Origin of the sequence: Arthrobacter sp. AQ5-05 (assembly GCF_003287975.1) — a bacterium.
Taxonomy (GTDB): domain Bacteria; phylum Actinomycetota; class Actinomycetes; order Actinomycetales; family Micrococcaceae; genus Paeniglutamicibacter.
The window spans coordinates 1-8,211 of sequence record NZ_QMKQ01000053.1 but is presented as its reverse complement, the minus strand read 5'-3'; the positions used below and the strand labels follow the sequence as shown (position 1 = coordinate 8,211).

The 8,211-nt window shown below is 66.2% G+C and carries 6 protein-coding genes; 3 read left to right on the top strand and 3 right to left on the bottom strand.

Annotation, left to right across the window (positions count from 1 at the left end; all coding sequences use genetic code 11):
• Positions 1-502: 502 nt before the first annotated feature.
• The 3 genes from DQ353_RS20735 to ptsP form a co-directional block, all read right to left on the bottom strand.
• Complete coding sequence (locus DQ353_RS20735) at positions 503-1,210, bottom strand: alpha/beta hydrolase (protein ID WP_113765081.1); 708 nt, start codon at positions 1,208-1,210, stop codon at positions 503-505.
• 564 nt (positions 1,211-1,774) lie between these two features.
• Positions 1,775-2,053 carry an HPr family phosphocarrier protein gene (locus DQ353_RS20730; RefSeq protein WP_113765080.1) on the bottom strand — a complete coding sequence of 93 codons (279 nt, stop codon included), beginning with the start codon at positions 2,051-2,053 and terminating at the stop codon, positions 1,775-1,777.
• A 79-nt stretch (positions 2,054-2,132) separates the two neighbouring features.
• The gene (gene ptsP / locus DQ353_RS20725; RefSeq protein WP_113765079.1) at positions 2,133-3,818 is read right to left on the bottom strand and encodes a phosphoenolpyruvate--protein phosphotransferase; all 1,686 of its coding nucleotides are present in this window, start codon (positions 3,816-3,818) and stop codon (positions 2,133-2,135) included.
• Between the two features lie 136 nt (positions 3,819-3,954).
• Here ptsP and DQ353_RS20720 point away from each other — a divergent pair, with 136 nt between their 5' ends.
• Genes DQ353_RS20720 through DQ353_RS20710 form a run of 3 tightly spaced genes read left to right on the top strand, consistent with a single transcriptional unit; the run spans position 3,955 to position 7,856 of the window.
• On the top strand, positions 3,955-4,677 hold the full coding sequence (locus tag DQ353_RS20720) for a TetR/AcrR family transcriptional regulator (protein WP_113765078.1): 723 nt from the start codon (positions 3,955-3,957) through the stop codon (positions 4,675-4,677).
• A gap of 60 nt (positions 4,678-4,737) precedes the next feature.
• Positions 4,738-6,714 (top strand): PTS mannitol transporter subunit IICBA, encoded by a 1,977-nt coding sequence (locus DQ353_RS20715; RefSeq protein WP_113765077.1) that lies wholly within the window; start codon positions 4,738-4,740, stop codon positions 6,712-6,714.
• On the top strand, positions 6,711-7,856 hold the full coding sequence (locus DQ353_RS20710) for a mannitol-1-phosphate 5-dehydrogenase (RefSeq protein ID WP_113765076.1): 1,146 nt from the start codon (positions 6,711-6,713) through the stop codon (positions 7,854-7,856). Before DQ353_RS20715 ends, DQ353_RS20710 begins: the two co-directional genes overlap by 4 nt.
• The last annotated feature ends 355 nt before the right edge of the window (positions 7,857-8,211 follow it).

Genomic DNA, 8,211 nt, shown 5'->3' with positions numbered 1-8,211 from the left:
CAACAACAGAAATCTCACCCGGCTCCGAAGAGGCCCCCATGCCCCACAACTGTCACCGATGTGGTGAGACATCAACCGTCACCGAAGTCCTGAGGCAGAACTGTCACCGATGACCCGAGACATCACAGTTTCGTTCTCGGCCGAGTACGCCTCGGCAAAGGTGTAGTAATTGGTGTCCTTTGGCATCTGGTCAGTTCCTCCGCAGCTCGGAATGGGCGCAAGCATTTGGATGAGGCTAGCAGCCGGAACCACACGCGCCGGGACGAATCGCTGCCCTTGCCCGCAAGCCGCCCTCCGGGACGACTCGACGTGGACCGCCTGGAACGCCGTCTCCCGCGGGCATTCGCCTTGCGGTCGATGTGGGGGATTCGGTCGTAGGTGATGGATCCGAAGAATGCCGATGGACCACCAAATAGTGGCGTCGGCAGTCGGGAGTGTCATCCGACAGAATCGACGCTCCGAGAGACCCAAAGCTCCGTTCACGCGGGCGACACCCCATGACTCACCCTCGCTGCATCAGTTCCAGCACTTGTTCGACGACCAGATCGGGTCGGGAAATGAACGGATGGTGCCCGGTCGGCAGTTCGACGCAGTGCGTCGCCCGGCTCGCATGGAAGCGTTGCAACTCGACCGACGTGCTGCGGTCCTGCCCGCAGACGATGTACGTTGAATCGATTCCCTCCCAGCCGGCAGCACTCGTCGGAGTCGTGAATGCCCCGGCAGCCTGCGCGACCACCCGCGCCCACGCCTGGTGCCGGGTCTCGTCGTCTGCGTCCTGAAGGAATCGGGCTCCAAAAGAAGTTGCGTCGTAGCCGGACACGCTCAGCGTGCCGTCACCGTTGTCACCGATGGACACCGGATCGCCTTCGCCGTTCATGATCGCACCCTGAGACTGCCCGACCTCGGGCAGGTACGACGACACATAGAGCAACTGCGCAATTGCCGGATGCTGGCCGGCTTCGGCGATAACGGTGCCGCCGTAGGAGTGACCGACAACGAGTGCGGAGTCCACCTCGTCCAATGCGCCGCGAAGCACCGCCGCGTCGGCAACGAGGCCGCCGGCAACATCCTCGGGTGCTCCCTCGCCACAGGAGGGCAACGCAATGGCTCTGCTCCGGATCCCGGTGTGCTTGTGGAGCAGCTCCGCGGTCCGCTGCCACCACCACTGTCCATCGCGCACCAAAGCGCCGTGGACAAAGATCAGTTCCATGTCCTGATCCTCCCCTGAATCATTCGTTGGGTCGGTCCGAAAAGACGCTCGGACCGGGACGCTGTCGACATTTGTGATCGGCTCGCCGTCGAAGTGCCATGTATTGCGCTACCGTACCCCGCAAGAACCGGTGGCCGGAAGACCACAACAGACTCTTCTTGAATGGCAGCATCCGGTCCTCAAACCATGCGACGAGTTGGATACCGTGACAAAAGGTCCAAACTGCCGAACCCTTCCGGGACGGCTCTGCCCTCGCGCGTCCCGAAGTCCGTGATCGAACGCTTTGGGTTTGCGCGGATTCACGGGCTGCTGACTGTACCGTTTGCTTGCGGGGCCAAGAAGGCCCATGCTCAGGGTTTTCCGCTCCCGGGCGCGGCCGGGTTCGGAGCAACGTTGATCAGTCCATGGTTGGACGTCACGGAGTGGATTTTCGGCCCGTGGACCACACGGCGTCCACCCAGGGCCATGCATGTGCACTTGGCCTCAAGGCAAAACACCGATGGCGTGGAACCCGAGGCGCCTTGGCTCGGGTTCCACGCCATCGACGGTGGTCTACGGGGTTGGCTAGACGGCGTCCAGGTCCGTTTCCAGCAGTGCAACCAGGGAGTCCAGCGCGGCCTCGGCGCCATCGCCGGATGCGCGCAGCACCACTTCGTCGCCCTTGGCGGCGCCCAGCGTCATCAGCGAGAGGATGCTCGAGGCGTCGAGGGCCTCGTCCTCCGGGGCGCCCTTGGGTGCGATGGTGACCTCGATGTCCAGCGCGCCGGCTGCTTCGGCGAAGAGCGCTGCGGGACGGGCGTGCAGGCCGGAGGCGCTGGCGATGGTGGCAAGACGTTCGGACATGTGTTTTCTCCTGTGTACGAAGGTGTTTGGGAAACAAATGGGGGCAGGCAGGACCAATCCTACGGTGCCGGGGTGTTGGCTACAGGCCCAATTCGGCCAGCGCCGGCAGCGCCTCGCGGACCACGGTGCGTGCCGCTTCGGCGCTCGGTGCGGCCAGGGCCAGCTGCGCCAATTCGCCGGCGCGTTCCAGCGTGACTGTCTTGAGCACCGCGGCCACGGAGGCCAGCGAGCGGGCGGACATCGACAGGGTCGAGACTCCCAAACCCACCAGCACCACGGCCAGCGCCGGATCCGCCGCGGCCTCGCCACAGACGCCCACGGGCTTGTGGTTGCCCTCGGCCCGGGAGCCGGCGACCGTCAATTCGATCAGGCGCAGCACCGCGGGCTGCCACGGGTTGTTCAACGCGGCCAGCGGGCCGAGCTGCCGGTCCGCGGCCATGGTGTACTGCGTCAGGTCGTTGGTGCCCAGGGACGCGAAGGACACCTGGCCCAGGATGGACTCGGAGCTCAGCGCGGCCGAGGGGACCTCGACCATCACCCCGGGGATGGACAGTCCCGCGTCGGCGCACATCGCGGCGAAATCGGCAGCCTCGGACGGCGTGGAAACCATCGGGGCCATGACCCACACCTCGGCCTCGGAACCGGCTGATGCGGTGGCGATGGCGGAGAGCTGGCGGGCCAGCACCCCGGGCGAGGTGGTGTCGGTGCGGTAGCCGCGCACGCCCAGTGCGGGGTTGGGCTCGGAAGCGTCGGTGAGGAAGGGCAGCGGCTTGTCGGCGCCGGCGTCCAGCGTGCGCACCACGACCTTCTTGGATCCGAAGGCGTCGAAGACGGCCCTGTACTCGGCGACCTGCTCCTCGATGGACGGCTCGGTGTCGCGGCCCAGGAAGCAGAATTCGGTGCGCAGCAGCCCCACGCCCTGGGCACCGGCCGCAGCGGCCTTCACCGCGTCCTTGCCGCCGCCGACGTTGGCCAGCAGCGGAACCAGGTGCCCGTCGGCCATCACGCCTTCGCCGTCAAAGACGGAGAGCAGCTCGGCGTTCTTCAGCCAGGCGGCGACGGCCCGGCGTTCCTCGTCGCCGGGGGAAGTGGAGATGGTGCCGGCGGCACCGTCGACGAAGATCTCGGTGCCGGATTCCAGCACCTCCAGTCCCTTGGCCGCGACGATGGCGGTCAGGCCCATGGCGCGGGCGATGATGGCGGTGTGCGACTGGGGCCCGCCGCCGGTGGTCAGCAGGGCAACGACCCTTGCCGGGTCCAGCGTGGCGGTGTCCGCCGGTGCCAGGTCCTCGGCCACCAGGATGAACGGGTCCGTCGAATCGGGGATGCCGGGGGCGGGGACCCCGCGCAGCGCGGCGACGATGCGGGCGCGCACGTCCAGCACGTCGGTGGCGCGTTCGGCCATGTAGCCGCCGAGGGTGATGAGCATCTGGGCGACGGTTTCGCCCGACTCCCAGATGCCGCGTTCGGCCGAAAGGCCGGTGTTGATCAGCTTGTTGGCACCCTTGAGCAGCATCGAGTCGGTGGCCATCTGCGCGGTGGCCTCCAGCACGGCCTTGGCCTCGGGGCTGGCGGTTGCGGCACGGGTGCGCAGGTCCGCCTGCACGGATGCGGCGGCTTCCTTGAGCCCGGCGATGGCCTGCTCCGCGGTGACCGAGGCGTCCAGCTTCTCGCCGGCCGGAGGCTCGGAAAGCGCCGGGGGCATATGCCGGATGGTTCCGATGACACGTCCGGGCATGACGCCCACTCCGGAGAAGTTTTGCACTTGAGTTCCTCGTTCCCGTGGGTTGCTCTTGGGTTGTCCGTTGCGCGATGCAGACGATGACCACGCAGGACTCGAGCATAAACTCAAGCTGTGATCCCCTTCATATAGCAATGCTATAGGTGCTAGGGTAGCAGCCATGAGTCTAGACATCCAGCTTCCGCCGAGGGAGCGACTGCTGCAGGCTGCCGTCGAACTCTTGGCCAATTCGGAGGGGGCTCCGGTCTCCACCCGGAAGATCACCGAGCTGGCGGGGGTCACGGCACCGACGCTGTACCACCACTTCGGGGACAAGGAAGGCCTGTTCGACGCGGTGGTTGCCGTGGGTTTCGAGCAGTACGTGGCCAGTGAAATGGACCTTGAACCCACCGGGAAGCCGCTGGACGACGTGCGGCGCATGTGGGACCAACACGTGCGCTTCGGCATCGAAAAACCGCACCTGTACCTGGTGATGTTCGGCAAGGTCAGGCCCGGAAACCGCTCCAACAGGGTCTCGGAAGCGGAGGCGCTGCTGCGCGGGAAGCTCGACCGGGCCGCGGAAGCCGGGCACCTGAACGTGCCCCCGGCCGACGCGGTGCGCAGCATCCTGGCCGCGAACATCGGGGTCACCCTGATGCTCATCTCCGAACCGGAGAAGGAACGGAACTTCGAGCTGTCCGACATGACGCGCGATGCCGTGATCACCGCGGTCTCCTCGGAGGCCGGCATTGCCGACTCCGCCACCCCGGTGGGAGCCTCCGCGGTGGTCGTGGCCGCCATAGCGCTGAACGCCGCGCTGGAGTCCTCGAACCCGCAGCAACTTTCCAACACCGAAATGAAGATGTTCCTCGAATGGCTGCATCGCATCTCCAAGACGACATGACCGTCCACACGCGTCGGTTCCTTCCCTGCGACGGTGCAGGACAAACGATTAGGAAAAATCATGGCAACACAAACTGAGGCGGCCTCCCGCGGCGGCCTGCGGGTCGGGGTGCAGAAGTTCGGCACCTTCCTCTCGGGGATGATCATGCCCAACATCGGGGCGTTTATCGCCTGGGGGTTGATCACCGCACTGTTCATTCCAGACGGGTTCCTGCCCAACGAGCAGCTTGCCTTGCTGGTGAAACCGATGATCACCTACCTGCTTCCGCTGCTGATCGGCTACACCGGCGGCAAGATGGTCCACGGGGTCCGCGGCGGCGTGATCGGTGCGATCGCCACGATGGGCGTGGTGGTCGGCGCCGACATCCCGATGTTCATCGGCGCGATGATCATGGGCCCGCTCTCGGCCTGGGTCATGAAGAAGCTCGATGCCGTCTGGGAGGGCCGGGTCAAGCCGGGCTTCGAGATGCTCATCGACAACTTCTCCTCCGGCATCGTCGGGGCCGCCATGGCGATCTTCGGCATGCAACTGGTCAATCCGCTGGTGGTTGCGTTCTCCAACGGCGCCGGTGCGGTGGTGCAGTTCCTGGTCAATCACGGCCTGCTGCCGCTGACCAGCATCTTCATCGAACCGGCCAAGGTCCTGTTCCTCAACAACGCCATCAACCACGGCATCCTCACCCCGCTGGGCACCGAACAGGCGCTGGAACAGGGCAAGTCCATACTCTTCCTGCTGGAGGCCAACCCCGGCCCTGGCTTCGGCATCCTGCTGGCCTACGCGATCTTCGGCAAGGGCCTGGCCAAGGCCTCGGCACCGGGTGCCGCGCTGATCCAGTTCGTCGGCGGGATCCACGAGATCTACTTCCCGTACATCCTGATGAAGCCGGTCATGATCCTGGCCGCCATCGGCGGCGGCATGAGCGGGATCTTCATGCTGGTGCTCACCGGCGCGGGCCTGCGCGCCCCGGCGGCCCCGGGCAGCATCTTTGCGGTGTTCGCGATGACATCCTCGGACAGCTACCTGGGCGTCACGCTCTCGGTGGTTGTCGCGACGGTGGTCTCCTTCCTGATCGGTTCGTTCCTGCTGAAGATCTCCAAGGCGCCCGAGGGCGACGAGCTTGGCGAGGCAGCGGCCAAAATGGAATCGATGAAGGGCAAGAAGAGCTCGGTGGGCTTCGCCTTCGCCGCCGATGCTGCCTCCGGTCCGGTGAACAACGTGGTCTTCGCCTGCGACGCGGGCATGGGATCGAGCGCCATGGGCGCCTCGGTGCTGCGCAACATGTTCAAGCAGGCAGGATTGGTCAACGTGAAGGTCACCAACTCGGCCATCGCGAACCTGACCGACACCTACGACATCGTCGTCACCCACCAGGATCTCGCTGCCCGTGCCACGCCCGTGACGGCCAGCGCGGTGCACGTTTCGGTGGACAACTTCATGAACAGCCCGCGCTACGAGGAAATCGTCGAGCTGGTGCGCACCCGCAACGCCGCACCGGCGGAATCCGTTTCCGTGGGCGCAGCAGCAGCAGGGGCAGAAGCCTCGGCAACCGACGAGCACGCAGGTGCCGCGGCCCGCGCGGCCAAGCATACGGCCGCCCCGGCACGCGAGGTGTTGGTTGCCGACAGCGTGGTGCTCACCGGAACCGCCGCGTCGCGCGACGCCGCCATCGAGGAAGCAGGGGCCCGGCTGCTGGCACGCGGCGCTGTCAACGCGGAATACGTGGCCTCGATGCACACCCGCGAGGCCTCGGTGTCCACCTACATGGGCAACTTCCTGGCCATCCCGCACGGAACCAACGAGGCCAAGGGCAACATCGCCAGCTCCGCGGTGTCGATCATCCGCTACCCCGAGGGCATCGACTGGAACGGCAAGGAGGTCAAGTTCGTGGTCGGCATCGCCGGGGTGAACAACGAGCACCTGGCCATCCTGTCCTCGATCGCACGGGTCTTCACCGACAAGACGCAGGTGGCGCGGCTGGAAACCGCCACCACCCGCGAGGAAATCCTGGACATCTTCGGAAAGGTCAACGCATCGTGAAGGTAGTACATTTTGGGGCCGGGAACATCGGCCGGGGATTCGTGGGGCTGCTGCTGCACGACGCGGGCTACGAGATCGTGTTTGCCGACGTGGCCGACGCGCTGATCTCCGCGTTGGATGCGGCGGAGAGCTACCAGGTGCACGAGGTCGGACAGGATCCGAAGGTGCGCACGGTGGACAACTTCCGCGCGCTGAATTCCTCGACCCAGGCCGAAGCGGTCATTGACGAAATCGCCACGGCGGACATGGTCACCACCGCCGTGGGGCCGCACATCCTGAAGTTCGTCGCCCCGCTGATTGCCGCCGGCATCGCCAAGCGCAATGCCGCGCTGGCACCGCTGCAGGTCATGGCGTGCGAGAACGCCATCAACGCCACGGACATCCTTGAAGCCGCGGTGCGCGCCGACGGCGCCGCCGCTGCGGAGGCGGTCGACGCCAACGCGATCTTCGCCAACACCGCGGTGGATCGCATCGTGCCGAACCAGGCGCCCGGCCGGGGCCTGGACGTCACGGTGGAAACCTTCTTCGAGTGGGTCATCGACAAGACCCCGTTCGGGGACGCCGTGCCGCGGATCGGGGGCGCGACGTTCGTGGAGGACCTGGGTCCGTACATCGAGCGCAAGCTCTTCACCGTGAACACCGGGCACGCCTCCACGGCGTACCTGGGCTTTGCCGCCGGCCTGGAGAAGATTTCCGAGGCGATGGCCGACCCGCAGGTCTTTGCCAAGGTTGCCGCCGTGCTGGCGGAAACCAAGTCCCTGCTGGTGTCGAAGCACGGCTTTGCCGAGGCCGACCAGGAGGCCTATGTGCAAAAGATCCTGGCCCGGTTCTCCAACGAGTACCTGCCCGACACCGTGGTGCGCGTGGGCCGGGCGCCGCTGCGCAAGCTCAGCCGGCACGAGCGGTTCATCGGCCCGGCCGCCGAGCTGGCCGAGAACGGCATCAAGCCGGTGGCGCTGCTCGAGGCCATGGCCGCGGCGTTGCGGTTCAACGATCCGGAGGACACCGAGGCCGCCGAAATGGCGGTGATCCTGGCGGGGAACCCGAGTGAAGCGGCCACCGAGCAGATCACCGGGCTGGCTGCCGACCACCCGCTCTTCGGATCGGTGAACGAACTGGTCAAGGCCGCGCAGGCCGGCTGATTACACCATGTGGGTCCCGGCATTGGCCGGGACGCATGAAGGGACACGCAAAGGGTGCCGGTTCCATCCTCCACTGGAGATAAGGAACCGGCACCCTTTGTCGTTGGTCGGGACTTTGGGCGAGCGCGCCGGATGCGAGCGCCGGGCATGGGCCGCCGCGAACCCCGGCAGCTGCCAGGGGGAACAGCTATTCCCGGCGCCCGGATCTACAGGGGCCCCAAGAAATACGGCTCTACTGACTCTTCCGTGGGTCATCCCCGTCCCGGGAGTACCGGTTTCCGGCCTCCGAGGCTGAGCATCGCCAGGCCGATGAGGGCTTCGGGTGCTTTGAATCCGAAGGCCACCCGGGTGATGA